This is a genomic window from Streptomyces sp. ISL-96 (genome assembly GCF_018614035.1).
GTDB lineage: Bacteria > Actinomycetota > Actinomycetes > Streptomycetales > Streptomycetaceae > Streptomyces.
The window spans coordinates 1-24,653 of the sequence record NZ_JAGGPA010000014.1; the positions used below are offsets into that span (position 1 = coordinate 1).

Annotated in this window: 25 protein-coding genes; 12 read left to right on the plus strand and 13 right to left on the minus strand. The window is 69.9% G+C overall.

The features are described 5' to 3' along the window. Both J7E96_RS10195 and murJ read left to right on the plus strand, forming a co-directional pair. A partial coding sequence (locus tag J7E96_RS10195) for a transposase (RefSeq protein ID WP_215129732.1) occupies nt 1-1,430 on the plus strand: 1,430 nt, incomplete at its 5' end. Between the two features lie 244 nt (nt 1,431-1,674). Next, a complete protein-coding gene (gene murJ, locus J7E96_RS10200) occupies nt 1,675-3,387 on the plus strand; it encodes a murein biosynthesis integral membrane protein MurJ (protein WP_215129735.1) in 1,713 nt (570 codons plus the stop codon). A gap of 31 nt (nt 3,388-3,418) precedes the next feature. Here the strand turns inward: murJ and J7E96_RS10205 are convergent, their stop codons facing one another. Together J7E96_RS10205 and J7E96_RS10210 are read right to left on the minus strand one after the other, a co-directional pair. Further along, entirely contained in the window at nt 3,419-3,688 is a 270-nt protein-coding gene (locus tag J7E96_RS10205) for a DUF397 domain-containing protein (RefSeq protein ID WP_215129737.1), read from the minus strand. Beyond that, complete coding sequence (locus J7E96_RS10210) at nt 3,648-4,496, minus strand: helix-turn-helix transcriptional regulator (protein ID WP_215129739.1); 849 nt, start codon at nt 4,494-4,496, stop codon at nt 3,648-3,650. Before J7E96_RS10210 ends, J7E96_RS10205 begins: the two co-directional genes overlap by 41 nt. An 84-nt stretch (nt 4,497-4,580) precedes the next feature. Between J7E96_RS10210 and J7E96_RS10215 the strand changes: the two genes are divergently transcribed. Continuing rightward, entirely contained in the window at nt 4,581-5,012 is a 432-nt protein-coding gene (locus tag J7E96_RS10215) for an ATP-binding protein (protein ID WP_251069686.1), read from the plus strand. A gap of 9 nt (nt 5,013-5,021) precedes the next feature. On the opposite strand, the gene J7E96_RS10220 is transcribed toward J7E96_RS10215, so the two are convergent. Together J7E96_RS10220 and J7E96_RS10225 are read right to left on the minus strand one after the other, a co-directional pair. Beyond that, on the minus strand, nt 5,022-5,846 hold the full coding sequence (locus tag J7E96_RS10220) for a serine hydrolase (protein ID WP_215129741.1): 825 nt from the start codon (nt 5,844-5,846) through the stop codon (nt 5,022-5,024). A 19-nt stretch (nt 5,847-5,865) separates the two neighbouring features. Next, entirely contained in the window at nt 5,866-6,336 is a 471-nt protein-coding gene (locus J7E96_RS10225; protein ID WP_215129743.1) for a GNAT family N-acetyltransferase, read from the minus strand. A gap of 87 nt (nt 6,337-6,423) precedes the next feature. Here J7E96_RS10225 and J7E96_RS10230 point away from each other — a divergent pair, with 87 nt between their 5' ends. Both J7E96_RS10230 and J7E96_RS10235 read left to right on the plus strand, forming a co-directional pair. Beyond that, nucleotides 6,424-6,879 carry a MerR family transcriptional regulator gene (locus J7E96_RS10230; protein ID WP_215129745.1) on the plus strand — a complete coding sequence of 152 codons (456 nt, stop codon included), beginning with the start codon at nt 6,424-6,426 and terminating at the stop codon, nt 6,877-6,879. A gap of 13 nt (nt 6,880-6,892) precedes the next feature. Next, a complete protein-coding gene (locus tag J7E96_RS10235; protein WP_215129747.1) occupies nt 6,893-7,915 on the plus strand; it encodes an aldo/keto reductase in 1,023 nt (340 codons plus the stop codon). A gap of 54 nt (nt 7,916-7,969) precedes the next feature. On the opposite strand, the gene J7E96_RS10240 is transcribed toward J7E96_RS10235, so the two are convergent. From J7E96_RS10240 to J7E96_RS10270, 7 genes are all read right to left on the minus strand, one after another. Next, the gene (locus J7E96_RS10240) at nt 7,970-9,172 is read right to left on the minus strand and encodes an acyltransferase (protein ID WP_215129749.1); all 1,203 of its coding nucleotides are present in this window, start codon (nt 9,170-9,172) and stop codon (nt 7,970-7,972) included. Continuing rightward, nucleotides 9,172-10,191 (minus strand): alpha/beta hydrolase, encoded by a 1,020-nt coding sequence (locus J7E96_RS10245; protein WP_215129751.1) that lies wholly within the window; start codon nt 10,189-10,191, stop codon nt 9,172-9,174. Before J7E96_RS10245 ends, J7E96_RS10240 begins: the two co-directional genes overlap by 1 nt. 128 nt (nt 10,192-10,319) lie before the next feature. Beyond that, nucleotides 10,320-10,994, minus strand: a complete 675-nt coding sequence (locus J7E96_RS10250; RefSeq protein WP_215129753.1) for a response regulator transcription factor — start codon at nt 10,992-10,994, stop codon at nt 10,320-10,322. Continuing rightward, nucleotides 10,991-12,331 (minus strand): sensor histidine kinase, encoded by a 1,341-nt coding sequence (locus J7E96_RS10255; RefSeq protein ID WP_215129755.1) that lies wholly within the window; start codon nt 12,329-12,331, stop codon nt 10,991-10,993. Before J7E96_RS10255 ends, J7E96_RS10250 begins: the two co-directional genes overlap by 4 nt. A 151-nt stretch (nt 12,332-12,482) precedes the next feature. Then, nucleotides 12,483-13,406, minus strand: a complete 924-nt coding sequence (locus tag J7E96_RS10260) for a DUF4429 domain-containing protein (RefSeq protein ID WP_215129757.1) — start codon at nt 13,404-13,406, stop codon at nt 12,483-12,485. Between the two features lie 128 nt (nt 13,407-13,534). Then, nucleotides 13,535-14,746, minus strand: a complete 1,212-nt coding sequence (locus J7E96_RS10265; protein WP_215129759.1) for an alpha/beta hydrolase — start codon at nt 14,744-14,746, stop codon at nt 13,535-13,537. 113 nt (nt 14,747-14,859) lie between these two features. Beyond that, nucleotides 14,860-15,549 (minus strand): TetR family transcriptional regulator, encoded by a 690-nt coding sequence (locus J7E96_RS10270; protein WP_215129761.1) that lies wholly within the window; start codon nt 15,547-15,549, stop codon nt 14,860-14,862. Between the two features lie 118 nt (nt 15,550-15,667). On the opposite strand from J7E96_RS10270, the gene J7E96_RS10275 reads away from it, so the two are divergent. From J7E96_RS10275 to J7E96_RS10285, 3 genes are all read left to right on the plus strand, one after another. Continuing rightward, on the plus strand, nt 15,668-17,275 hold the full coding sequence (locus J7E96_RS10275) for an MFS transporter (RefSeq protein WP_215129763.1): 1,608 nt from the start codon (nt 15,668-15,670) through the stop codon (nt 17,273-17,275). Between the two features lie 153 nt (nt 17,276-17,428). Then, a complete protein-coding gene (locus J7E96_RS10280; RefSeq protein ID WP_215129827.1) occupies nt 17,429-17,791 on the plus strand; it encodes a peptidase inhibitor family I36 protein in 363 nt (120 codons plus the stop codon). Between the two features lie 82 nt (nt 17,792-17,873). Next, nucleotides 17,874-18,137, plus strand: a complete 264-nt coding sequence (locus J7E96_RS10285; protein WP_215129765.1) for a DUF4190 domain-containing protein — start codon at nt 17,874-17,876, stop codon at nt 18,135-18,137. Here J7E96_RS10285 and J7E96_RS10290 read toward each other — a convergent pair. Together J7E96_RS10290 and aceE are read right to left on the minus strand one after the other, a co-directional pair. Then, complete coding sequence (locus tag J7E96_RS10290) at nt 18,119-18,940, minus strand: potassium channel family protein (protein ID WP_215129767.1); 822 nt, start codon at nt 18,938-18,940, stop codon at nt 18,119-18,121. The two genes, J7E96_RS10285 and J7E96_RS10290, sit on opposite strands and share 19 nt — an antisense overlap. A 95-nt stretch (nt 18,941-19,035) precedes the next feature. Beyond that, on the minus strand, nt 19,036-21,777 hold the full coding sequence (gene aceE, locus J7E96_RS10295; protein ID WP_215129769.1) for a pyruvate dehydrogenase (acetyl-transferring), homodimeric type: 2,742 nt from the start codon (nt 21,775-21,777) through the stop codon (nt 19,036-19,038). A gap of 424 nt (nt 21,778-22,201) precedes the next feature. Here aceE and J7E96_RS10300 point away from each other — a divergent pair, with 424 nt between their 5' ends. From J7E96_RS10300 to J7E96_RS10315, 4 genes are all read left to right on the plus strand, one after another. Next, the gene (locus J7E96_RS10300; protein WP_215129771.1) at nt 22,202-22,633 is read left to right on the plus strand and encodes a DUF3052 domain-containing protein; all 432 of its coding nucleotides are present in this window, start codon (nt 22,202-22,204) and stop codon (nt 22,631-22,633) included. Between the two features lie 140 nt (nt 22,634-22,773). Continuing rightward, nucleotides 22,774-23,250 (plus strand): peroxiredoxin, encoded by a 477-nt coding sequence (locus J7E96_RS10305; protein WP_215129773.1) that lies wholly within the window; start codon nt 22,774-22,776, stop codon nt 23,248-23,250. Nucleotides 23,251-23,398: 148 nt separating this feature from the next. After that, nucleotides 23,399-23,974 carry a TerD family protein gene (locus J7E96_RS10310; protein WP_215129775.1) on the plus strand — a complete coding sequence of 192 codons (576 nt, stop codon included), beginning with the start codon at nt 23,399-23,401 and terminating at the stop codon, nt 23,972-23,974. A gap of 100 nt (nt 23,975-24,074) precedes the next feature. Next, nucleotides 24,075-24,650: a TerD family protein gene (locus J7E96_RS10315; protein WP_215129777.1), complete on the plus strand. Its 576-nt coding sequence runs from the start codon at nt 24,075-24,077 to the stop codon at nt 24,648-24,650. The last annotated feature ends 3 nt before the right edge of the window (nt 24,651-24,653 follow it).

The following is a 24,653-nucleotide window of genomic DNA, read 5'->3' on the forward strand; positions in this document are numbered from 1 at the left end:
GGCGCAAGCGAGCGCTGACGGGGGTGTCGTCGTCTCGGTGGGCGGGGGCGGTGACGAAGGCTTCGCATGATCAGTGGGCGTTGGCCCGGCGCTGCCAGGCCGCGCACATCCGGGGTCTTGAGGCGGGGATCGGGATGCTTCGGCACCGCCTGTCACTGCCGGTGGGTGAGCGCGGCTCGAAGAAGGCGCCGGGAGGTTACCGGTCGCGGCGGGAGTGGCATGCGAAGTCCCGGCGCCTGGCCGCCTTGGAGGCCCGGCATACTGCCGCCGTCTCGGACTGGCGTGCGGGCCGGGTGCGGGTGGTGCGGGGTGGCAAACGTCTGCTGCACACCCGCCACCATCTCGCCGATGCCCAGCTCACCGAGGCGCAGTGGCGGGAGCGTTGGGAGGCGGCGCGCTGGTTCCTGTCGGCTGATGGTGAGTCGGGGAAGCGGTACGGCAACGAGACCATCCGCGTCAGCCCCGACGGCCAGGTGTCGATCAAGCTCCCGGCGCCGCTGGCCGGGCTGGCGAATGCCCCGCACGGCCGGTACGTGCTCGCCGCGAAGGTGCGGTTCGCGCACCGGGGTACCGAGTGGGCTGATCGTGTTGAGGCGAACCGGGCGGTCGCCTACCGCATCCACCACGACACCCAGCGCGGCCGCTGGTACCTGACAGCGTCCTGGCAGATCCCGCCCGCCCCCACGCTCCCGCTGGAGGCGGCGCTCGCGCACGGGGTGATCGGTGTCGATACCAACGCCGACCATCTCGCCGCCTGGCGCCTCGATGTCCATGGCAACCCCATCGGCCGGCCCCGCCGCTTCTTCTACGACCTGTCCGGCAACGCCCAGCACCGTGACGCGCAGGTACGTCACGCCCTGTCCCGGCTGCTGAACTGGGCGAAATCCTGCCAGGTGGCCGCGATCGCGGTGGAGGACTTAGACTTCCAGGCGGAGAAGACCCGCGAGAAGCACGGACGCAAGCGCCGCTTCCGGCAGCTGATCTCCGGCATGCCCACCGGAAAGCTCCGCGCCCGCCTCACCTCCATGGCCGACCAAACAGCTATCGCCATCATCGCCGTCGACCCGGCCTACACCAGCAAGTGGGGCGCGCAGCACTGGCAGAAGCCCCTCACCAGCAAGGCACGTAAGACCACTCGCCACGACGCTGCCGCCGTGGCGATCGGAAGGCGCGCCCAAGGACACCCGGTCCGGCGACGGACGGCACCGCCCCACAACGACCAGAGTGATCGTCGTGGGCATCGGACCGTCCAGGCCCCATCGGGCACCCTCGGGCGTGAGGAAACCCGCCCCCGCATTCCCGGACCACGGACACGATCCGTGCCGCCCGGACGCGGAGCGAACGCGGGAGACCAGAACGCCCAAAACCGTTCGGGGCGTTCGGCTGAGCATGCGTTCTGGCAACAGGACTCACTCCCGCTCAGTCTCTAGGCCCGGACTTCGCGGGTCGCTGAAAAGGTTCGCCGCAGCGGCTCTTCGGCGTCCGAACCCGACCGGATCGGACCGGCATTGCGATCGCCGTTGCGGACCGGACTGAGCGGCGATCGGTCGTGACCAGTTGATCTTCACGATCGGGTGACCTGCGAAGTACGGGTCTAGGAACGGTACCCTCCACGTCTTGATCCAGACGACCGCGGGTACGGGTTGCCGCGCTGGAAGCTCGGGGGGATCACCAATGACCGGGACCACCAACGACACGCACGCTGAACCGCGCCTCCCAGGCGTACCTGGCCCGCCGATTAGCGCCACGACCACGCCCACCGCGCCCAAGTCGTCGTCCGTGCTGCGCAGCGGCGCCCTCATGGCCGCGGGCTCGGTGGTCTCGCGCGCCACCGGGTTCGTACGGTCCGCGATCGTCGCGGCGGCCCTCGGTATCGGCCTGACCGCCGACGGCTACGCGGTCGGCAACTCCGTTCCCACCATTGTCTACATGCTGCTCCTCGGCGGCGCCCTCAACGCCGTCTTCGTACCCGAGCTGGTCAAGGCAGCCAAGGAGCACGAGGACGGCGGGGCCGCCTACACCGACCGGCTGCTCACCGTCTGCGTCGTGGCGCTGCTGCTGATCACCGCCGGGGCGGTGCTCGCGGCGCCCGCCATCGTCGCGGCGTACACCGACTACACGGACGCGCAGGCCACCATGACGGTCGCCTTCGCCCGCTACTGCCTGCCGCAGATCTTCTTCCTCGGGCTGTTCACGCTGCTCGGCCAGATCCTCAACGCGCGCGGCCGGTTCGGCGCGATGATGTGGACGCCCGTCCTCAACAACGCCGTCGTCATAGCGGTGTTCGCGCTCTACCTCGCGACGAGCACCCACGGAGCGCTCACCCCGGCGCAGACCGCCCTCCTCGGGTGGGGCACCACGGCCGGCATCGCCGTCCAGGCGCTCGCGCTCGTCCCCGCCCTGCGCGCGGCCCGTTTCCGGTGGCGGCCCCGGTTCGACTGGCGGGGCAGCGGACTGACCAGGCCGATGCGCGCGGCCGGCTGGCTCGTCCTGCTGGTCCTCACCAACCAGGCCGCGTACTGGGTCGTGACCCGGCTGGCCACGGCGGCGGGTCAGCGCGCGGCGGCCCAGGGCATCGACGGCGGCGTCGGCTTCAGCGCGTACAACAACGCCTACCTCCTGTGGGCCGTGCCGCACGGGATCGTGACCGTGTCGCTGGTCACCGCGCTGATGCCGCGCATGAGCGGGTCGGCGGCCGACGGGGACAAGGCGGCCGTACGCCGCGACGTCTCGTACGCGCTGCGCACCAGCGCCGCCGCCGTCGTCCCGGCGGCCTGCGCGCTCCTCGCCCTGGCCCAGCCACTGATGGCGGTCGTCTTCCAGTACGGCAAAACCGGCGCCGACGACATCGCCGCGATGGCGGGCATCCTGATGGCCTTCGCGCCGGGCCTGGTCGCCTTCTCGGGCCAGTACGTCCTCTCCCGCGCCTTCTACGCGCTGCGCGACACCCGCACGCCCTTCCTCCTCAACCTGCTTATCGCCGGACTCAACGCGGGCCTGTCCACGGCCGCGTATCTGCTGCTGCCGGCGCGCTGGGCGGTGACGGGCATGGCGGGGGCGTACTCGCTGGCGCTCTGCGCGGGCTGGGCGCTCACGGCGTACACCCTGCACCGCCGCCTGCGGACCCCGGCCGCCCCGGCCACGGGCCTCTGGCGCTCGTCCGCCGCCGCCGCGCAGGCCCGGCTGCTGACCGCCGCCGTACCCGCCGCGACCCTCGGCCACCTCACGGCCGGATGGGCGGCCGGCGCGGGAGCCGTCGCCGGGGCGGCGGCGGGCTCGGCCGCGATCCTCGCGGTGTTCGCCGTACTGGCAAAGCCCCTGCGCCTCGCGGAAGTCGAAGCCCTGCTCGCCGGCTCGGCCCGGCGGCTGCGCCGGACGCGGCGATGAACGGCCCGGCCGTATCGAGCCGGCCTGTGGGCTAGCGGAGTCCGTCCACGAAGGCTCGCCAGGCGTCCGCTCCTACGACCAGGACGGGGCCGGTCGGATTCTTGCTGTCGCGGACCGGGACGGCGCCGACGGGGCAGCCGTCGGCAACCTCGACGCAGTCGCCACCGGTGTTTCCGCTGTACGACGACTTACGCCAGGCCGCGCCGCCAGTCACCGTGCACTCGACGCATTCGCCGCCGGTGCTTCCGCTGTAGCTGGACTTACGCCACCGCGCGTTCTTCAGGTCGGGACGGGTCTCCATAACGCTCCTCCATCACGCGGGTGATCAGTGCCGCCGAATCCTCAACGGAGAGGGCGGCGGCCTGCAAGTGAGCGTAACGGAGCGCGGCTTCCCTGACGGTCTCGGGGTTGGCGGTCATATGGCCGGAGATGAGGTCCTCTGTGTAGATGATGTCCGGGTCGTCTTCGAAGCGCATGGTGGTGAAAGAGCCATCCAGGCTGGTGTGTTCACCAGCCGCGAAGGGCAGCACCTGGATGCGCATCCACCGATGTCCGACGAACTCCAACAGGCGTGCCAGTTGCCTCCGCATGACCTCGCGGCCGCCGATCGGCCTGTGCAGCACAGCCTCGTCCAGGATCGCCCAGGCGAGCGGCGGGCGTTCCCGATCCAAGATGCGTTGGCGCTCCATCCGTGCGGCGACCAGGCCTTGGAGGTCGCCCGGCATACCGGTGGCCAGCACCGCCCGCGCGTACTCCTCCGTCTGCAACAGTCCGTACACCAACTGCGCCTGGTACGTCGAGATGTACGCGGCGCGTGACTCCATCTCCGCATACGGCTGGAACCAGGTCGGCAGTTGGCTGCGCAGGACCAAACCGACCAGCCGCGAGAAGATCCCGTCCGTGCCCAGTGCCGCGTCCACGCGCTCCGAGAAATCGCGGGTGGGTACTTTCTTCGTGGTCTCGATCTGGCCGACCAGGGAGCCCGTGCAGAAGATGATGTCGCCGAGCTGGCCCTGCTTGAGGCCGTGGGCCTCTCTCTGGCGGCGAAGCTCCCAGCCGTAGTAGTCCAACGGGGAAGCGCTGGGGTCGAGTGAGTGGACGTTGGCCACGGCGGGCACCTCCGGCCTGCAACGCCTCGCGGCGTTCGGTTCTTTACGTAGCCGAGCGTAACCGTACCGTCGCAGGCTGGTGGCATGAATCACACAACCGATCCGCAGGCGCCGGACGTTGGGGCGGGATACCGTGCCGAAATCGCCATGGGCGAGCACTCGGCGAGGCATCTGCGCCGCATTCTGCGTGTGTACCTCACCGGCTGGGACCTGCTCGATGTGGCCGACGCGGCCGAGCTTGCGCTGACCGAGCTGATCGCGAATGTCGTACGGCATGTCCCCAGCCGCCGCTGCCGCACCTGCATCCTGCTCCAGCCGGGTGGCGTGCGCGTGGAGGTCGCCGACGACTGTCCCCACCTACCCGCGCCGGCCGCCCGGGACGAACTCGCCGAGGGCGGGCGGGGGCTGCTTCTGGTCGATGCGGTCACCGACAGGTGGGGTGTGGAGCCGCACCCCGGCGGGGGCGGCAAGACGGTGTGGTTCGAGTGCGTGGCCAAGGTGGCCGACGCGCGGTAGGCGGCCCGCTCAGTGTCCGGCGGCGAACTCCGCGAGTACCGCGTCCGTGAACGGCGGCCACACCTCGGCCGCCCACGGGCCGAACGCCCGGTCCGTCAGGGCCACGCACGCCAGGCCCGCGTCCGGGTCCACCCACAGGAACGTACCGGACTGGCCGAAGTGCCCGAAGGCGCGCGGTGAGGACGAACTGCCCGTCCAGTGAGGGGACTTGGAGTCGCGGATCTCGAATCCGAGGCCCCAGTCGTTCGGGTTCTGGTGGCCGTATCCGGGCAGTACGCCCTTCAGCCCCGGATGGACGACGGCGGTGGCCTCGGCGACCGTGCGCGGGTCCAGCAGGCGCGGCGCCTGGAGCTCGGCGGCGAATCGCGCCAGGTCGTCGACGGTCGAGACGCCGTCCTTGGCGGGCGAGCCGTCCAGCGAGGTGGCCGCCATGCCCAGCGGTTCGAGCACCGCCTGGCGCAGATAGTCGGCGAAGAGAATGTCCGTCGCCTTCGCGATGTGGTCGCCGAGGACCTCGAAGCCCGCGTTCGAGTAGAGCCTGCGCTCGCCGGGCGGCGCCATCACGCGGTGCTCGTCGAAGGCGAGACCGCTGGTGTGGGCGAGGAGGTGGCGGACCGTGGACCCGGCGGGACCGGCCGGCTCGTCGAGTTCGACGGCCCCCTCCTCGTACGCGACGAGCGCGGCATACGCGGCGAGCGGCTTGGTGACCGACGCCAGTGGGAAGCGATGCCCGGCCGGGCCGTGGGCGAACGCGACGGTGCCGTCCGCCCGTACGACGGCGGCAGCCGGGGTGGGTACCGGCCAGTTCTCGATCAGCGACGCCAGGCTCTGCATGCGTACGAGCGTAAAGGCTCTAGAGGTTCAGCCGCATCCAGGGGTCGGGCTTGCGTATGAAGCCCATCGAGGCGTAGAGCGGCTCCGCCTCGGCGGACGCGGTGAGGTCGACGCTCACCACGCCCCGCCCGCGGAACCAGTCGAGCAGCGCCTCCATGCACGCGCGGGCGTGACCGCGGCGGCGCTGATCCGGGTCGGTGGCGACGCTGAACACGTAACCGATCGCGCCGTGCGGATTGCCGGAGCGCCCGATGCGGTACTCGACCGAGCCGACGACGAGCGCGGCCAGCGCGCCGGGCCGGTCGGGGTGGTCGACGACGAACGCGGCGAAGCCGTCGCCCTGCTCGGCGAGCTTCTTGCGCAGGACCGGGATGGACTCGGCGTGCCAGTCGGTGGACGTATCGGTGGTGAAGACGGAGTCGATCATCACTTGACGCAGGCGGATCAGTTCCGCGGCGTCGGAGGCGTGGGCGCGGCGTGCGGGGCTCATGACGCCGGAGGCTAGCCAGTCCGGTCGCGAAATATCTTCCCGTTTACGGTTGCTTGGAGTGCACTCCAAGGTCCTAGCGTGGAGCCCATGACCGTGACGGAAACCCCACCCGCACGCACCGATTCCTGCGCCGCCCGACCCCGGCCGCACCCGCGCCCGGAAGGCCGGGACCACTACACGATCAGCGAGGTCGCGGCGCACACCGGGCTCACGGCGTACACCCTGCGCTGGTACGAGCGGATCGGGCTGATGCCGCACGTCGACCGCTCGCACACCGGCCAGCGGCGCTTTCGCAACAGCGACCTGGACTGGCTGGCCTTCGTCGGCAAGCTGCGGCTGACCGGGATGCCGGTCGCGGACATGGTGAGGTACGCCGAACTGCTGCGGGAGGGCGAGCACACCTTCGAGGAGCGGCAGGAGCTGCTGGAGTCGACGCGCCGGGACGTGTGCGCGCGCATCGCCGAGCTCCAGGACACGCTCGCCGTGCTGGACCACAAGATCGACTTTTACGCGGACGCCCGGCGGGCGTCGGAGAGGGTCTGAAACCCACATGAGCATGAGCGGCGAAATGAACAAGATCGAAAAAGTGCGGCTCGGGACCGACGGTCCGGAGGTCGGCGTACAGGGCCTCGGCTGCATGGGCATGAGCTTCGCGTACGGGCCCACGGACGCCGACGAGGCGCGGGCGACGCTGGAGCGGGCGCTGGAACTGGGCATCACCCTGTACGACACGGCGGACGCGTATGCCGCCGGCGAGAACGAGAAGTTCCTGGCCCCGTTCTTCAAGGCGCACCGGGACGAGGTCGTCATCGCGACGAAGTTCGCGCTGGCCGTGGACCCCCGCGACCCGGCGAAGCGGATCATCAACAATGACCCCGCGTACATCCGCCAGTGCATCGAGGGCAGCCTCCAGCGTTTGGGCGTCGACGAGATCGACCTTTACTACATGCACCGGCGTGATGTGAACGTCCCCATCGAGGAGACGGTCGGCGTGATGGCCGAGTTCGTGCGCGAGGGCAAGGTCAAGCACCTCGGGCTGAGCGAGGTGACCGGGGGTGAACTGCGGGCCGCGCAGGCTGTGCACCCGATCGCGGCCGTGCAGTCGGAATGGTCACTGTTCAGCCGCGACATCGAGGCGGGCGTAGTACCGGCGGCCCGCGAACTCGGCGTCGCCCTGGTCCCGTACTCCCCGCTGGGCCGAGGCTTCCTCACCGGCTCCTTCACGAGCGCCGAAAAGGACCTGACCGAGGACGACTTCCGTCGCAACCAGCCGCGCTTCAACGGCGACAACGCGGCTGCGAACGCCTCGCTGCTCGACCCGGTACGCAAGCTGGCCGAGGGCCGCAACGCCACGCTCGGGCAGGTCGCGCTCGCCTGGGTGCAGCAGCAGGCGCAGGTGCACGGCCTGGCCGTCGTACCGATCCCCGGAACCCGCAAGCCCACCCGCGTCGAGGAGAACGCGGCGGCGACCCGGCTCCTGCTGACCGACACCGAGATGGAGCTGCTGGAGCCGATCGCAAGCCAGGTCGCTGGCGGCCGGTACGCGGACATGACGTTTACGTCGGCGGGGCGCGAGTAGGGGGCACGAGGGGTACGGGGGCACGCCGGCTGCGCCGCGCAGCGGTCGGCGGGGTCACGTCAGGCCCAGCGCGAACACCGTGAACCCCGCCGCCAGCACCCCCGCCACCGCCCGACGCCCCCTCGTCGTCTTCTCCCACGGCGTCTCGAACCCCCGCGCGTGACGCCCGATGAGAATCAGCAGCCCCGCGAACACCGGCAGCCACGCCACCCGCACCACAACCCACCCCAGCGAATCCGGCGCCGCCGTCAGCCCCGGAACCGTACCCAGGAACGAACCGGGGACGGCCGCCGCGAGCATCGCCGTCTGGTGCCAGCACAGGATCGTCATCGCCGACAGGTTGATCACGACGACCGCCGCCCACAGCGCCGGCCTGCGCAGCAGCCTCCCGATCCGCTCCCGCAGCAGGATCGCCGCCCCGCTCTGCGCCGCGGCGAGAGCGAGAACCAGCAGCGAAGGCGGGTGGGAGTTGGTGCGGGCCTCTCCCGGCACGCCGACCATAGACGCGGGGTAGTGGAAGACCACCAGCAGCGCCGCGAACAGCACGGCGCCGCCGGTCAGCAGCACCGCCCCACCGCGCCCGCCCACACGCTTCTCGCCCCAGCAGACGCCGAGTTGGTACGCGAAGAGCCAGCCCGGCAGCAGGTTCAGCACGCCCAGCCAGGACGGCATGGCCTCGGCGTACGGCCCGTACCGCAGAAAGTCGACCACAGCCACCGAGCCGACGAGAGGCGCGGCGGCCCACGCGCCCATCTTCCGGGCGGCGCGGACGCAGTACGGGGTCAGGGCGGTCACCACCATGTACACCCCCACGAACCACAGCGGCTGGATCACCAGCGTCGACCCGGTCCGCAGCGTCGCCCCCGGCACCCCCACGGCGTACAGCACCACAAGCAGCACCGCCCACACGGCGGTCACGCCGAGCACCGGCCGGCCGAGCCGCACGAGCCGCACGAGCCGGCCGCGCAGCCACGTCCCGGCCGGACCCTGGTGGCGGCGGTACGACAGGACCGACGCGTAGCCGCCGACCAGGAAGAAGATGCCCAGCATCTGGAGCACCCAGCTCACCGGCGCGAAGAAGCCGAACGAGGTGAGCGGACTGGCATTGTGCAGGGCCCCGCCGCCGTCCAGCGTGAAACCGCCGAGCATCCAGTGGCCGGTGGGGACGGCGAGGAGGGCGAGCGCGCGCAGACCGTCGATGGCGCGGTCGCGGTGGGCGGGGGTCCGCGCGTCGATCTTCGCCGCCAGAGCGCTCATCACGACTTCCCGACCGTGATCGAGGCAAAGGTACGGAGCGACTCCGTGCCCGGCGCGAAGTAACCGGTGTGGCCGTCCGCGTCACCAGCCGGTACGCGGCGGGCCCCGAAGGCCGGGTCCGTGGGGTCGGCGCCGTGGCCGAGCCCGGCGAACTCCACATTCGGGATGTTGTCGATCCAGTCGGCCGGGTCCTTGGCGGCCCACACGCGCGCGTCGGTGCGCAGGTCCGCGACGCTGTCCGCCCGCATCCCGGGGGAGCCGAGCGCGACGACGTCGGCGGCGTCCAGGCGCGGGGCGGCCAGGCCGCAGACCACGGAGCCGTAGCTGTGGCAGAAGAGGGCAGGGTCCGGGGCGCCGGTGGCGTCGAGCCCGTCCGTCAGGCGGGCGAGGCGGTCGGCCCCCGCCTCGGCGAGTTCGCCGGTGGCGGCGTCCAGGCCCACGCCGACGGGGGTGGTGTAACCGGCCCAGGCGATCACCGCGGTGCGGTGGCCCTTCGTCGCGTCGCGCAGGGACTTGGCCATGCCGGCCGGAGTGCCGTAGGCGTCGTTCGTACGGTCGAAGGTGCCGGCGTCAATGTCCGAACCGGGCACGACGACCGCCACGTGCTCCGCTTCTTCTAAATCCCCGTACACCTCGGCGACTTGACCACGCCCACGCGGGTCCAGGGCGAGGATCTGGCGGCCGGGCTCCGCGAGGCGGCCGTAGCCGTTGGCCTTGGCGGTACGGGAATTGGCGGCGTACCGCAGCTCGACGGGGGCGCCGTCGAGGTTGCCGACAACGGTGGGGTGGCGGCGGACGAGGTCCTGCCGCCGGTCGTGGCTGAGCGCCGCGAAGAAGTGGGCGACTTGGGCGGGCGTGGTCGCGGCAGGGTCGGGCAGCCCCTCGCGCTGCCAGGCGGCGGTGCCGGGGGGTGGGCCGGTGACGGGATCCTGCGCGTTGCCGGAGGCCCAGCCGGCGGTGCCCGAAACAACGGTTGTCGCGAGAGCGACCGCGACCAGGGTCCTCTTGTAGCGGCGCATGAATCCCTCTTCCTCGTATTCCTCTGCCGGTCCCGGCGGCTGATGGAGAGGAAGGTAGGAAGACGACGCCTACGGGGGCGTCACACCGGGGAGCCAAGTCGGGTGTGCTACCGGGGTACGGGGGGTCTTCACGCGCCCGGGGAGACCAGCCCGGACTCGTAGGCGAAGATCACCGCCTGCGCGCGGTCGCGCAGGTCGAGTTTGGCCAGGACGCGGCCGATGTGTGTCTTCACCGTCTGCTCGGCCAGGACCAGCCGAGCCGCGATCTCCTGGTTCGACAGCCCACGGGCGATGAGCTCCAGAACCTCCGTCTCGCGCGGCGTAAGCCCGTTGAGCCGCAGCGACGGGTCCTTCCGGGGCGCGGGCCGCTGCCGCGCGAAGTCCGCGATCAGCCGCCGCGTCACGGACGGCGCCAGCAGCGCCTCCCCGGCGGCCACCACCCGCACCGCCGAGATCAGGTCCGCCGGCGGTGCGTCCTTGAGCAGGAACCCGGACGCGCCGGCGCGCAGCGCCTCGTACACATAGTCGTCCACGTCGAAGGTCGTGAGCATCAGGACCTTCGGCCGGTGGACGACCCCGACCGGCGGATCCAGCAGCTCGCGCGCCGCCGCGAGCCCGTCCATCTCGGGCATCCGTACGTCCATGAGCACGACGTCGGGATGCGTGACCCGGCTGACCTCGATCCCCTGCCGCCCGTCCGGCGCCTCGCCCACCACGTCGATGTCGCTCTGCGCCGACAGCAGCGCGGCGAACCCCGCCCGCACCATGGCCTGGTCGTCGACGATGATCACGCGGATGGTCATGGGGAGGTGGGGTCCTTCGCGCCGAGGGGAAGCCGGGCGGCGACCCGGAAGCCGCCGTCGGGCATCGGGCCGGTGTCGAGCGTGCCGCCGGTCAACCGTACGCGCTCACGCATACCGACGAGGCCGTGTCCGCCGGCCCCGCTCGCCTCGACGGTCGAACTCGGCCCGGAGGGAGGCCCATTGACGACGAGGACGGTCAGGTCCGTGCCGTCGGAGGAGACCGAGACGCGCGTGTGGGCACCCGGTGCGTGCCGCACGACGTTCGCCAGGGCTTCCTGCACGATGCGGTACGCCGACAGGTCGACGGTCTGCGGCAGTTGTCCGGGTAGGGCGAGGCCCGCGGTGAGGGACAGTTCGGCCGGCACCCCCGCCCGTACCGTCGCTTCGACGAGCTGCTGGAGCCGGTCGAGGCCCGGCTGCGGGGCCCGCTCGCCCGTCGCGTTCTCGCTGCGCAGCACGGACAGGAGCCGCCGCATCTCGGTCAGCGACTCGCGCGCGCTCGCGGCGATGGAGGTGAACTCCTCCCGTGCCTCGGGGGAGAGGCCGCCGACGCGGTACGGCGCGGAGTCCGCCTGGACGGTGATCACGGACATGTGGTGGGCGACGACGTCGTGCAGCTCGCGGGCGATACGGGTGCGTTCCTCGAGCAGCGTGCGCCGGGACCGCTCCGCCTCGCTGATGGTCTCCTGCTCGACGAGCCGCCGCTGCGCTTCGCCGCGCTCGCGCAGCGCGCCGCCGATGACCAGGACCACGGCGCTGAGCACGATCAGCAGGACATTCGTACCGTTGCTCTGCCCGGTGAAGAGCCGGCCGAGAACGAGGCCCGTCGCGCCGGTGACGATCCAGACGCCGATCAGGGTCTGACGCGTCTCGCGCAGTGCCAGCGCGAGCATCAAGAACAGATACGCGACGATGGCGGGCGTGGTCCAGGGCCAAATGTCGTCCCGGCCCAGCCCGTTGAGGAGGAACAGCGCGCCGACAGCATCCGCGGGCAGGATGATCCACCAGGCCTGGAGCGGCCGGTGAGCGATCATCAGCAGCGGAACGGTCTGCGCGGCGGCAACGGCCCCGGCGAGCCCGCCTGCCACGCCGTAGTTGGTGGTGAGGACGGAGATCGTGACGGGGAGGAACGTGGCGACCAGAACCACCACAGCGGCGTACGGCAGCGCCCTCTGCCACCGCTTCGGGGCGTCGGCGAACAGGGGCGTCGGCGCGTGCGAGGGGTGCGTGACGGCATGGCCGAGGGCACGCAGATTGCGCCGCCCGGCGCTGATGAGTCCGTCGGTGGGGGGCGGCTGGACCGGAGCGGGGGCCGGGGGAGCGGAAGTTTCGGTCATGTCCGGGCCAGCGTAGGCAGCAGCCCGCGGTACGGGCGTCATACCGAGGTCGGGACACCGACCTCATACCGGGGTATGACACCAAATCCAGCCCGTCCGGCGTTTGCGGACCGCAGGGGAGCGCCGGCGCCAGCACTCGCGCCCCGCCCCCTTACAACTCCGCCAGCAGCTCCGCCTTCTTCGCGGCGAATTCCTCGTCCGTGACGAGACCCGCCTCTCGCAGATCCCCGAGGTGCCGTATCCGCTCCGCGATGTCCGCCGGGTCGCGCCGCCCCGCCACTGGCACGGCCACCGGCACCGGCGCCGCCTCCACGGCCACCACGCCGCCGGGCGACGCACTGCCACTGCGTACCGCCCCCAGCACCGCCGCCGCGAACGGCAGCGACTCGTGCACCGGCCCGTACCCGAGGCCGAAGACGACAGCTGCCGGATCCTGATCGGCCTGGGCCGGCTGCGGCGGCCCGGAGTACGGGGTGAGGCCGCCACCGGCCCCGCCCTCGCGCCGCAGCAGCCGCAGATACCCGTCGAAAACGTCGGGGGACCGCCACTCGACGCCGTTCAGCTCCTGCACGGGGAAGCTCTGATCGCCCGCCTTCCACTTCGCGGACGACGCCCCCGTCCAGAACCAGCGAAACGACACCCGCGCCCCGTCGAAGGACGCCTTGCCGTCGTACGCCTTGAACTGCAGCGGCGCCGACGGCGCGGCCACCAGAAACTTCTCGGCGGGCACCTTCGCCTCGGGAAGAAGCAGCACGCGCAGCTCATCGGCGTAGTACTCGGCGAGCACCTCGCGCTCGGCCGGCAGCACGAGCCGGTACGGATCGGAGCCGTCCCGCAGCTGTCCCGCCGCGGCCTCCATCAGCGGATCGGCACCCGGTCTTGGGATCGCGTGCAGAACGACTGTGCCGCGCTTCCCCGGCGTCAGGGTCACCGACGCCAGCGCCTCGAGCGGGATGCGTCGCTCGCCGATCGCCTGGAACAGCTTCGGCGTGCGGATCCCCCGTTCGAAGCGGATGAGCACGGAGTCGCTTTCGAACTCCCAGGTGGCATGAATTCCGGCCAGCACATCACCCATGCGGCTCATCGTATGCGGCGTGCACCCGGGCGTCGCCCCTAGGAGCCGCCTGGACCCCATCGGTGCCGGGCGCGGTGTTTCCGGCTATGTTGCGGCCGGGCTCCGGTCGCCACGGGCTTCTACGCGCGTCAGTTCGCTTCCGCGCCGGAAATTCCACTTCGGCACGCCTCGCCGTCGCCCGCGCAGCTCACCGAGTCGTACGAGCCGACGCCTATGCCGGCGAAGTTGCTGAGACTTTCTGTCCCCGGCTCGAAATAGCCCGCGTGCCCGACCGCACCCTTCGCCGAGAAGACCCGCGCCCCGAATTCCGGTGTCACCGGGTCCGCGCCGTGGCCGAGCCCGCCGACCTCCAGGTTCGGCACGTCCTGGATCCAGTCGTCGCCGTCCCGGGTGGCCCACACGCGCGCCCCGGTACCGAGTTCCTTCGCGCTCTCGACCCGCATGCCGGGGCTGCCGGCGACCGCGATGTCGGCGACCCGGGCCGGCAGCGCGCGGGCGGCGACGCCGCACACCACCGAGCCGTAGCTGTGGCAGAAGAGCGACACCGCGGAGTCGCCGGGCAGGCCCCGGACGAGGGAGTCCAGGCGCTGCGAGCCGGCCCTGGCGAGCTTGCCGATCGCCGCGTCCATGCCGACGCCCGACGGCGAGGTGTAGTCGGCCCACGCGATGACGGCGGTACGGGTACGGGGCGACGCCGCGCGCTCGGCGGCGTACAGCGACTTCGCCATGCCGACCGGCGCGCTGTACTGGCGGCGCGTCCGCTCGAAATTCACCACATCGGTGTCGACACCGGGGACGACGACCGAGACCCGCTCGGCGCGCCCGAGGTCGCCGAAGACCTCGGCGACCCGCCCGGAGCCCGTGGGGTCGAAGGCGAGGATCTGCCGCCCGTCGCCCATCAGCGACTCGAAGCGCCGCATTCTGCGGTCCGCCCAGGCGCGGCCGGAGGCCGTCAGCCGTTCGTCGTGCGTACGCTCCAGCTCCACCGCCCGCGCCTGGGCGAGGGCCAGGTGGTTCGCCCGGTAGCGCAGCGTGAGCGGGACGCCGTTGAGGTTGCCGACGACCAGCGGGTAGCGGTCGACGAGCCGGCTGCGCTGGGAGGCGGTGAGGCCGGCGAAGAACCGGGCGAGCCGGTCGGGCGTGGATCCTGCCTCCGGCAGCTGACGGCCGTCGATGCCGCCCGTCGCCCAGGCGGCCAAGGACGCCGCACGGACGTCGGAGCCGCCCTCGTGGTCGCGTATCGCGGTCCAGCCCGTGGTGGCCAGCAGGACGAACACCACGGCGAGAGCCAGCAGCGCGCGCCATGCGTTGAGGGTGGGGGAGGTGTCGAAGGAAGTCACTGCTTGCCACCCTAGGAGAAACGTGAGGCTCACCGCGAAATCCGTGACGCACATCACGTTTAAAGTAAGGGTTTCTGAGCCTCCGTCACGCTCGCGTACGCCCCCTGCGCTTCCTACGCCCTTGGCGCCCGCAAGCCCGGCGTACGCGCCGGAGCGCGCCAGTCCGCCGCGAGCGCCGGTTCGAGGTGGTCCAGGTAGAGCTCGGTCAGCGCCCTGATCGACTCCAGGCTGGTGTCGTCGCCCTGCCCCCACAGCCTCCCCGTTACGCGCATCACGCCGGTGAACGCGGCGACGGCGATGCGCGGCCGCGGGTCGGCGTCCAGGTCGAGCCCTTCGCGGTCCGCGATGATCCGGGCGGTCCTCTCCTCCAACTCGGTGGAGCGGCGCAGGTGGGCGGCGAGCAGGGCGGGCGTCGACTCGATCATCAGGTAGGTGCGCATGTGCAGTTCGACCGGGATGACGGCTTCGATCGCCTCGCCGATGGTGTTCCACGCGCACAGCACCGCGCTGCGCATGGCGGCGAACGGGCGCTCCTCGGGCGGGCGTACGGCCAGCTCCGCCAGGAAGTGCGACTCCACCATGTCCTGTACGGCGAAGGCGACTTCCTCCTTGCTGGCGAAGTAGCGGAAGAAGGTGCGCTGGGAGACCTCGACGGCGTCGGCGATCTCGTCGACGGTCGTCTGCTCGTATCCCTGGGTGGTGAAGAGCTCGAGCGCGACCCGCACCAGGGCGTCGCGGGTGCGCTGCTTTTTGCGCTCGCGCAGTCCCGTCGTCGCCTCGGTCGCCGCCTGCTGCCCGGTCATGTGAGAGGTAGCCTCTTTCGCCTTTTTGTCCAGCTCAGGATACCTGTGAGCTTCGTGACAGTTACGTGCTTGTGAATTCGTTTGTCAACTGTCAGCGACTGACATTAGCCTCGTGGGTATGACTAGTCAGACCACCATCGACAAGGCGCCGCCGCCGCAGGATCCGGCGCCCGCGCCCGCCAAGGGACTCCGTGGCCACCCCTGGCTGACGCTCTTCGGAGTTGCCATCGGCGTGATGATGGTCGCGCTCGACGGCACGATCGTCGCGATCGCCAACCCCGCTATCCAAAAGGACCTCGGCGCCTCGCTCGCCGACGTCCAGTGGATCACCAACGGCTACCTCCTCGCCCTCGCCGTCGCCCTGATCACCGCGGGCAAGCTCGGCGACCGCTTCGGCCACCGCCAGACGTTCCTCATAGGCATCGCGGGCTTCGCTCTCGCCTCCGGGGCCATCGGCCTCTCCAGCGAGATCTCCCTGGTCATCGCCTTCCGCGTACTCCAGGGCCTGTTCGGCGCGCTCCTCATGCCGGCCGCGCTCGGCCTGCTCCGCGCCACCTTCCCGGCCGAGAAGCTGAACATGGCCATCGGCATCTGGGGCATGGTCATCGGCGCTTCCACCGCCGGCGGCCCGATCGTCGGCGGTCTGCTCGTCGAGCACGTCAACTGGCAGTCGGTCTTCTTCATCAACGTGCCCGTCGGGATCGTCGCGCTGGTCTTCGGCCTGGTGATCCTCAAGGACCACCGCGCGGCGAATGCCCCCCGGTCCTTCGACATCCCCGGCATCGTGCTGCTCTCCGGCGCCATGTTCGCCATGGTCTGGGGCATCATCAAGGCCGGCGAGTGGGGCTGGGACAGCCCCAGCACCTGGGCCTGGCTGGGCGCTTCCGTCGTCCTCTTCGTGGTCTTCGCAGTCTGGGAGACGAAGGTCAAGGAACCGCTCATTCCGCTCGCCATGTTCCGGTCCATTCCGCTCTCCGCGGGTGTCGTCCTCATGGTCCTCATGGCGATCGCCTTCATGGGCGGGCTGTTCTTCGTGACGTTCTTCCTTCAGGGAGTGCACGGCATGAGCCCGGTCGAGAGCGGTCTGCACCTGCTGCCGCTGACCGGCATGATGATCGTCTCCTCGCCGCTGGCGGGCGTGCTCATCACCAAGTTCGGCCCGCGGGTCCCGCTGGTCGGCGGCATGGTCGCCACCGCGACCGCCATGTTCGGCATGACGACACTCACGGCCGACACCAGCACGTTCATGATGTCGCTGTGGTTCGGCCTCCTCGGCCTCGGCCTCGCGCCGGTCATGGTCGGCGCCACCGAGGTCATCGTCGGCAACGCCCCCATGGAGCTCTCCGGGGTCGCCGGCGGTCTCCAGCAGGCCGCCATGCAGGTCGGCGGCGCGCTCGGCACCGCCGTCCTCGGCGCGATCATGTCCTCGAAGGTCAGCGCGGACTTCGCGGGCAACTGGAAGGAAGCGGGGATCCCGATTCCGGCCGACCCCAAGCTGGAGGAGGCGGCCGAGTTCGCCTCCGTGCCGGCGAAGGAGCTGGCCAGGGCGGGCCTGGAGCCGCCCGTGATCGACAAGATCGGTGCCGTCATCCATGACACTTTCGTGTCGGGCATGCACCTGGCCTTCACCGTCGCGGGCGTCGTCGCGGTCGTGGCGGCGCTGGTCGCCACCTTGACGAAGCGCGGCGAGAACGCTGACGCGGGTGCGGGCGGCGCCCACATCTGACGTCAACCCAGTACGTACGACAGCCCCGCCGGCCGGTTCCGGCGGGGCTGTCGCCTATCCGGGTGGAACACCTCCCGGCCCCTTCCGCAGCCACGTTCCCGCAGCTCAGGCTGAGGCCAAGTGATCCACTGCAAACGGGGGTTGATTCCGATGATGCGTACGACCGTTCTCGCGGCCGGAGCCCTGGCCGTCACCGCACTGCTGCCGCAGCCCGCTCACGCGGGGCCGCCGCGCCTGGGGGCCTGCGCGACCGGGGAGTTCTGTCTCTGGGCCAAGCCGGACTTCAGGGGCGGCCGCCAGACCCACGAACTGTCCGGCACGGACATCGAGAGCTGCGTCGCGCTCCCACCCGGCACCGACGCCCAGTCCGTGGCCAACCGTACCGGCCGGCCCGTCACGACGTACCAGTCCGCGGAGTGCGCGGAGACGGGTGAGTTCGAGACGTATCCGGGCGGCGGGACGTGGGTGCCTCAAACCCCCTACCGGGTGCGGGCGTTCAAAGTGTGGGAGAACTGAGGGGGATGCGCGCGGGAAAGCGGGGCAAGCGGTGGTCAAGCCCGGATCACACGAATTCCAGGGCACGACTCAGGGAGTGACCATGGTGAGCAACAGCCGCGCACACAGCCCGTCCAACACCAGCGCCCTCAGCTGGGTCTCACTCGTCTGCGGCATTGTCGGCTTCTTCACCCTCGGCATTGTCCTCGGTCCGATCGCGCTGATCACCGGCTGGATCGCCATGGGCAAGCGCTTCAACACCGGCAATGTGCCGGCCGTGATCGGATTCGTACTCGGTCTGATCATCACCGTCCTCGCGATCATCGCGCTGATAGGCGGCGCGGCCGTCTACGGCATGTCGATCTGACGCGCTGCGCAGGATGCTTGTGGCGCAGGGGCCGTCCCCACGGGCGGCCCCTCAGGCGTACCGGGGGCCGGGACCGCCGCCCCCGACGCCAGCTCCGCGACCTGCGCCCGCAGGGCCCGCACTTCCTCCGTGAGCAGCGCGATCGCGGCCGTCTGGCGGCGCTCCTCCACGTCGTCCCGCTCGAAGCGGGAGATGAACCAGGCAGCGATGTTCGCCGTCACCACACCCAGCAGCGCGATCCCCGAAAGCATCAGCCCCACCGCCAGCACCCGGCCAAGACCAGTGGTGGGCGAGTGGTCGCCGTACCCGACCGTCGTCATCGTCGTGAACGACCACCACACCGCGTCACCCAGCGTCTTGATGTTCCCCCCGGGCGCCCCCCGCTCGACCTCCAGTACCGCCAGTGAGCCGAACATCAGCAGCCCGATCACCGCGCCCCCGACGTACGTCGTGAGCTGGATCTGGGGAGCCATCCTGGCGCGTCGGCCGACCAGCAGCAGCGTGGAGACGAGCCGGAGCAGCTGAAGCGGCCGCAGCAGCGGCAGCAGCACCGCGAGCAGGTCCAGCGGATGGCTGCGGATGAAGAGCCGCTTGCTGGGGGACAGCGACAGTCGTACGACGTAGTCCAGGGCGAACGCGCCCCACACCACCCACTCCGTCACCAGACAGATCCGCCGCACCACACCGGTCGCGTCGGGCGCGACGATCGGCACCGCGTACGCGACGGCGAAAGCCACCGCCAGTCCCAGCAGGAGCCCCTGTGTGCGCTGTTCCCACTGGACCTGCGCGGTCTGCGTCTTCATGCCCGAATCATGCCCGAATCGCAAGGGACGCCGAAGGGCGGCGAGCCCCGAGGAGGTCCTGCGGGTCCCGCCGCCCTTCGCGACCGACAGGTCGGTTACGCGTCGCCCCCGGCCGCACCGGGGTCCGCCGCCGTCACGTCCAGCAGCTGGTAGCGGTCGACCGCCTGCTTCAGCGACGAGCGGTCGATCTTGCCCTCCCGGGCCAGCTCCGTCAGCACAGCCAGCACGATCGACTGCGCGTCGATGTGGAAGTACCGGCGGGCCGCACCACGCGTGTCGGCGAAGCCGAAGCCGTCCGCACCCAGCGAGGAGTACGTACCCGGAACCCAGCGCGAAATCTGGTCCGGAACCGAACGCATCCAGTCGGAAACGGCCACGAACGGACCCGAAGCCCCGGAGAGCTTCTGCGTCACGTACGGCACGCGCTGCTCCTCCTCCGGGTGGAGCAGGTTGTACTCCTCCACCGAGACGGCCTCACGCCGCAGCTCGTTCCAGGAGGTCGCGGACCAGACATCCGCCTTGACGTTCCATTCCTCGGCGAGCATCCGCTGCGCCTCGACCGCCCACGGCACCGCCACACCGGAGGCCATGATCTGGGCCGGAATCGCGCCCTTCTCGCCCTCCTTGAAGCGGTAGATGCCCTTGAGGATGCCCTCGGCGTCCACGTTCTCGGGCTCCGCCGGGTGCTGGATCGGCTCGTTGTAGACGGTCAGGTAGTAGAAGATGTCCTCGTTCTCGTCGGCGGTCCCGCCGTACATCCGCTTCAGACCGTCCTCGACGATGTGCGCGATCTCGTACCCGAACGCCGGGTCATAGCTGACACAGCCCGGGTTCGTCGAGGCGAGCAGCTGCGAGTGGCCGTCCGCGTGCTGGAGGCCCTCACCGGTCAGAGTCGTACGACCGGCGGTCGCGCCCAGGACGAATCCGCGCGCGAGCTGGTCGGCCATCTGCCAGAACTGGTCACCGGTGCGCTGGAAACCGAACATCGAGTAGAAGACGTAGACCGGGATCAGCGGCTCGCCGTGCGTCGCGTACGCCGAACCGGCCGCGATCAGCGACGCCGTGCAGCCCGCCTCGGAGATGCCGTCGTGCAGCATCTGCCCCGTCGGCGACTCCTTGTACGCGAGCAGCAGATCGCGGTCGACCGCCTCGTACTGCTGACCCAGGGGGTTGTAGATCTTCGCACTCGGGAAGAACGCGTCCATACCGAACGTGCGGTACTCGTCGGGCGCGATCAGCACGAAACGCTTGCCGATCTCCTTGTCCCGCATGAGGTCCTTCAGTACTCGCACGAACGCCATCGTCGTGGCGATCGACTGCTGACCGGACCCCTTCTTCGCAGCCGCGTACGTCTTCTCGGCCGGCAGCGGCAGCGGCTTCGCCCGTACGACACGGGTCGGTACGTACCCGCCCAGCGCATTGCGCCGGTCGTGCATGTACTGGATCTCCTCGGACTTGCGGCCCGGGTGGTAGTACGGCGGGTAGCCCTCGTCCAGCTGCTTGTCCGTGATCGGGATGTGCAGCCGGTCGCGGAAGCGCTTCAGGTCCTCGACCGTCAGCTTCTTCATCTGGTGGGTCGCGTTGCGGCCCTCGAAGTTCGGCCCAAGCGTCCAGCCCTTGACGGTCTGGGCGAGGATCACGGTCGGCTGGCCCTTGTGCGCCTTGGCCGCCGCGTACGCCGCGTACACCTTCTTGTGGTCGTGACCGCCACGCCCGAGGTGCAGGATCTGGTCGTCGGTCATGTTCTCGACCATGGCGCGCAGCCGGTGGTCGTCACCGAAGAAGTGCTGGCGGATGTACGCGCCCGTCTCCGTGGCGTACGTCTGGAACTGGCCGTCCGGGGTCGTGTTGAGCTTGTTGACCAGCACGCCGTCGCGGTCCTGCGCGAGCAGCGGGTCCCAGCTCCGGTCCCAGACCAGCTTGATGACGTTCCAGCCGGCGCCCCGGAACTGCGACTCCAACTCCTGGATGATCTTGCCGTTGCCGCGTACCGGGCCGTCGAGGCGCTGGAGGTTGCAGTTGACGACGAAGGTCAGGTTGTCGAGGTTCTCGCGGGCGGCGATCGACAGCTGGCCGAGCGACTCGGGCTCGTCCATCTCGCCGTCGCCGAGGTACGCCCAGACATGCGACTTGGAGGTGTCGGCGATGCCGCGCGCCTCCATGTAGCGGTTCATCCGCGCCTGGTAGATCGCACCGAGGGGGCCGAGACCCATCGAGACGGTCGGGAACTCCCAGAAGTCCGGCATCAGCCGCGGGTGCGGGTACGACGACAGGCCGTACGGAGCCTTCGACTTCTCCTGGCGGAAGGCGTCGAGCTGCTGCTCGCTCAGCCGGTCCAGCAGGTACGCGCGGGCGTAGATTCCGGGGGACGCGTGGCCCTGGAAGAAGATCTGGTCGCCGCCGTCGCCCTCGTCCTTGCCCCGGAAGAAGTGGTTGAAGCCCACGTCGTAGAGGGAGGCGGAGGAGGCGAACGTGGCGATGTGACCGCCCACGCCGATACCCGGGCGCTGCGCACGGGATACCATCACGGCCGCGTTCCAGCGGGTCGCGTTCAGGACCTTGCGCTCGATCTCCTCGTTGCCGGGGAAGAACGGCTCGTCCTTGGTCGCGATCGTGTTGACGTAGTCCGTACTGCGCATCTCGGGGACGGCGACACGCTTCTCACGCGCGCGCTCGATGAGGCGGAGCATCAGGTAGCGGGCGCGCTCACGGCCCCGCTCGTCGACGGCGGCGTCGAGGGAGTCGAGCCATTCCTGGGTCTCTTCAGGATCGAAGTCCGGGACCTGGCTCGGAAGGCCGCCAATGATGATCGGATTACGATCGGATCCGGAAGCCACGCTGTTCCTTCGCTCGTTGGGTCTTGACTGAGGGACTTGAGGGGTGTCGCGCCGCCTCCATCGTGTACCCCTGGATGGCAAACGTCACCTCTACCGAGGGGTAACCAGGGGGGGCGAGGATGGGTCCGGCCAAATCGCAACCTTACGCCCAACGCGTTTATGTGTTCCGTAAGGCTGTTCGGGTCCGATTGGCCTATCGAAGCCGCGTAGGCTTACAAACGTGTCGCAATGGTGTGGGATGGATCACCGGGGCCTTCTCCGGCCGGGTCTGGAGTTGCGGTGAACCGGCCCCATCCGTCACCGTTTCGGCTGTCTCCACGGCCGGGTACTTGCGCGATCGGTCCCGCACGTGTGGACTACGGCCAACGCCCACGCACGCGCGTGGACTGAAGGTATTCCCCAAAACATGATCAGGAGGCAATCCGTGAGCGCGACCGCGGACCACGCGGAGGAGCGAACCAACCCGGCAGTACGCCTGGGGTTCGTGCCCGGACAGGTGGTCCAGGAGATCGGCTACGACGAAGACGTCGAGCAGGAACTCCGTGAGGGCATTGAGGCGATCACCGGCCAGGAAATCGTCGACGAGGACTATGACGACGTCGCTGACGTCGTTCTTCTCTGGTTCCGTGACGAGGACGGCGACCTTACGGACGCGCTGGTGGACGCCATTGGTCTGCTTGAGGAAGGCGGCGTCGTACTGCTGCTGACTCCGAAGACCGGCCGCGACGGCTACGTCGAGCCCAGCGACATCAGCGAGGCCGCCCAGACGGCAGGTTTTTCCCAGACGAAGACCTTCAGCGCGGGCAAGGACTGGAGCGCAGGCCGGCTGGTGACCCCGAAGGCAGGCAAGCGCTGAGCCACCGCCGCGTCCGAGCAGACTCCTCATGAGCAGGCTGCGCCCAAGGCGAAACAGGGCCCCCGCCGACATCTGTCGGTGGGGGCCCTGTGCGTAGGCTGTCCGGACACAAATGGCCCAACGAGGGGATGACGCTTCCCATGGCGATCGAGGTCGGCACCCTGGCCCCGGACTTCGAGCTGAAGGACAACCACGGCCGGACGGTCAAACTGTCCGACTTCCGGGCCCCCGGTGACGCCCGGAATGTGGTCCTGCTCTTCTACCCCTTCGCCTTCACCGGTGTCTGTACGGGCGAGCTGCGCGCGCTGAGCGACGAACTGCCGCAGTTTGTCAACGACGACGTACAGCTGCTCGCCGTGTCCACCGACTCCATCCACACCCTGCGCGTGTACGCCGAACAGGAGGGCTTCGAGTACCCGCTCCTGTCGGACTTCTGGCCGCACGGAGCGGCCTCGCGGGCGTACGGCGTCTTCGACGAGGACAAGGGCTGCGCGGTGCGCGGCACCTTCGTCATCGACAAGGAGGGCGTGGTGCGGTGGACCGTGGTGAACGGTCTGCCCGACGCGCGTGACCTGAACGACTACCTCAAGGCGCTCAAGACGCTCGGCACGCTCTGAGGCTTTCCGGGCGAGTTGACCGAACGCCCGAAAAATCGGGACACCGGGCATGCTGCGCACGGGAACCGGTCACTAGGATCGACTCGTTGATCCGATGCCGGCGCATTAACGGGGGTCCTCGTGCCCCTCGACACACTTGGGAGGACTCGTGGGAGTCAGCCTCAGCAAGGGCGGCAACGTCTCGCTGACCAAGGCCGCCCCCAACCTGACCGCGGTCATCGTCGGTCTGGGCTGGGACGCTCGTACCACCACCGGGGGTGACTTCGACCTCGACGCCAGCGCGCTGCTGACCAACGCGGAGGGCAAGGTCACCAACGACTCGAACTTCGTCTTCTTCAACAACCTCAAGAGCCCCGACGGCTCCGTCGAACACCTCGGTGACAACACCACCGGTGAGGGCGAGGGCGACGACGAGGTCATCAAGGTGAACCTGGCCGGTGTGCCGGCCGACGTCGCCAAGATCGTGTTCCCGGTCTCGATCTACGAGGCCGAGGCGAGGCAGCAGAGCTTCGGCCAGGTCCGCAACGCGTACATCCGCGTCGTGAACCAGGCCGACAACACGGAGCTGGCGCGCTACGACCTGAGCGAGGACGCCTCGACCGAGACCGCGATGGTCTTCGGCGAGCTGTACCGCAACCAGGCGGAATGGAAGTTCCGGGCCATCGGCCAGGGTTACGCCTCGGGCCTGCGCGGCATCGCGCAGGACTTCGGCGTCAACGTCTGAGCGAGACCCCCCCCTCACCACCGTCCGGCGCCGCACTCGCACGTGCGGCGCCGGACGCGCCTCACCACTCATTTCCGTACCGCGGGGAGGAAGCAAGATCATGGGTGTCACGCTCGCCAAGGGAGGCAATGTCTCCCTCTCCAAGGCCGCACCGAACCTCACTCAGGTGCTCGTCGGGCTCGGCTGGGACGCGCGCTCCACCACCGGAGCCGACTTCGACCTCGATGCCAGCGCGCTGCTGTGCCACAACGGCCGGGTGCTCGGCGACGAGTACTTCGTCTTCTACAACAACCTCAAGAGCCCCGAGGGCTCGGTCGAGCACACCGGCGACAACCTGACCGGTGAGGGCGACGGCGACGACGAGTCGATGATCATCGACCTCTCCCTGGTGCCGGAGAACTGCGACAAGATCGTTTTTCCGGTCTCGATCCACGACGCCGACAATCGGGGCCAGACGTTCGGCCAGGTCAGCAACGCCTTTATCCGGGTGGTGAACCAGGCCGACGGCCAGGAACTGGCCCGCTACGACCTCTCCGAGGACGCGTCCAGCGAGACCGCGATGATCTTCGGAGAGGTGTACCGATACGGCGGCGAATGGAAGTTCCGAGCCGTTGGACAGGGGTATGCGTCGGGTCTGCGAGGCATCGCCCTAGACTTCGGGGTCAACGTTTCGTAAAGC

What these genes read in the sequence shown, in the direction of transcription:
- J7E96_RS10275 (WP_215129763.1), top strand. Translation starts at nt 15,668, where the DNA reads ATGACTAGTCAGACCACCATCGACAAGGCGCCGCCGCCGCAGGATCCG.
- J7E96_RS10285 (WP_215129765.1), top strand. Translation starts at nt 17,874, where the DNA reads ATGGTGAGCAACAGCCGCGCACACAGCCCGTCCAACACCAGCGCCCTC.
- J7E96_RS10220 (WP_215129741.1), bottom strand. Translation starts at nt 5,846, where the DNA reads ATGCAGAGCCTGGCGTCGCTGATCGAGAACTGGCCGGTACCCACCCCG.
- J7E96_RS10315 (WP_215129777.1), top strand. Translation starts at nt 24,075, where the DNA reads ATGGGTGTCACGCTCGCCAAGGGAGGCAATGTCTCCCTCTCCAAGGCC.
- J7E96_RS10290 (WP_215129767.1), bottom strand. Translation starts at nt 18,940, where the DNA reads ATGAAGACGCAGACCGCGCAGGTCCAGTGGGAACAGCGCACACAGGGG.
- J7E96_RS10240 (WP_215129749.1), bottom strand. Translation starts at nt 9,172, where the DNA reads ATGAGCGCTCTGGCGGCGAAGATCGACGCGCGGACCCCCGCCCACCGC.
- J7E96_RS10205 (WP_215129737.1), bottom strand. Translation starts at nt 3,688, where the DNA reads ATGGAGACCCGTCCCGACCTGAAGAACGCGCGGTGGCGTAAGTCCAGC.
- J7E96_RS10280 (WP_215129827.1), top strand. Translation starts at nt 17,429, where the DNA reads ATGCGTACGACCGTTCTCGCGGCCGGAGCCCTGGCCGTCACCGCACTG.
- J7E96_RS10215 (WP_251069686.1), top strand. Translation starts at nt 4,581, where the DNA reads ATGAATCACACAACCGATCCGCAGGCGCCGGACGTTGGGGCGGGATAC.
- J7E96_RS10225 (WP_215129743.1), bottom strand. Translation starts at nt 6,336, where the DNA reads ATGAGCCCCGCACGCCGCGCCCACGCCTCCGACGCCGCGGAACTGATC.
- J7E96_RS10270 (WP_215129761.1), bottom strand. Translation starts at nt 15,549, where the DNA reads ATGACCGGGCAGCAGGCGGCGACCGAGGCGACGACGGGACTGCGCGAG.
- J7E96_RS10230 (WP_215129745.1), top strand. Translation starts at nt 6,424, where the DNA reads ATGACCGTGACGGAAACCCCACCCGCACGCACCGATTCCTGCGCCGCC.
- J7E96_RS10260 (WP_215129757.1), bottom strand. Translation starts at nt 13,406, where the DNA reads ATGGGTGATGTGCTGGCCGGAATTCATGCCACCTGGGAGTTCGAAAGC.
- J7E96_RS10305 (WP_215129773.1), top strand. Translation starts at nt 22,774, where the DNA reads ATGGCGATCGAGGTCGGCACCCTGGCCCCGGACTTCGAGCTGAAGGAC.
- J7E96_RS10235 (WP_215129747.1), top strand. Translation starts at nt 6,893, where the DNA reads ATGAGCGGCGAAATGAACAAGATCGAAAAAGTGCGGCTCGGGACCGAC.
- J7E96_RS10250 (WP_215129753.1), bottom strand. Translation starts at nt 10,994, where the DNA reads ATGACCATCCGCGTGATCATCGTCGACGACCAGGCCATGGTGCGGGCG.
- J7E96_RS10245 (WP_215129751.1), bottom strand. Translation starts at nt 10,191, where the DNA reads ATGCGCCGCTACAAGAGGACCCTGGTCGCGGTCGCTCTCGCGACAACC.
- J7E96_RS10255 (WP_215129755.1), bottom strand. Translation starts at nt 12,331, where the DNA reads ATGACCGAAACTTCCGCTCCCCCGGCCCCCGCTCCGGTCCAGCCGCCC.
- murJ (WP_215129735.1), top strand. Translation starts at nt 1,675, where the DNA reads ATGACCGGGACCACCAACGACACGCACGCTGAACCGCGCCTCCCAGGC.